Origin of the sequence: Gilvimarinus gilvus (assembly GCF_030518155.1) — a bacterium.
Lineage (GTDB): Bacteria > Pseudomonadota > Gammaproteobacteria > Pseudomonadales > Cellvibrionaceae > Gilvimarinus > Gilvimarinus gilvus.
In genome coordinates this window covers 1-364 of the sequence record NZ_JAULRU010000551.1, presented here as the reverse complement: position 1 = coordinate 364, position 364 = coordinate 1, and the positions used below count along the sequence as shown (strand labels likewise).

Sequence of the window (364 nt, the reverse complement as noted above, 5' to 3'; positions counted from 1 at the left end):
ACTGCTACGTGCTCGGCGGCGTCACCCTGGGGGCCCGCGGCATCAGCGGCAACCCTTCCAGCCCCCGCCACCCGACGCTGGGCGACCGGGTTCAGGTCGGCGCGTTCGCCAGCGTGCTAGGGGCTATCCACATTGGTGACGGCGCCTTCATCGGGCCGGGCTGCATCGTTACCAAAGACATCCCTGCCGCCGCCCGGGTGCAGGTCAAAACATCATTGCAGGTGGTACTCGAGTCATGAATGCTCTGAATTACGAAGTTCTGCGCAATACCGAAAAACTGTATTACAAGGATCAATACCTGGCCGCTGCCAATAAGCAAGTAACGCGTGTGCACAGCGACGGTATCGAGTTGCAAAGTACCGTG

Annotated in this window: 1 pseudogene; it reads left to right on the top strand. The window is 60.2% G+C overall.

Annotated elements, in window-relative coordinates:
- A pseudogene (locus QWI17_RS10535) lies at positions 1-239 on the top strand (serine O-acetyltransferase); the annotation flags it as partial.
- Positions 240-364: the final 125 nt, after the last annotated feature.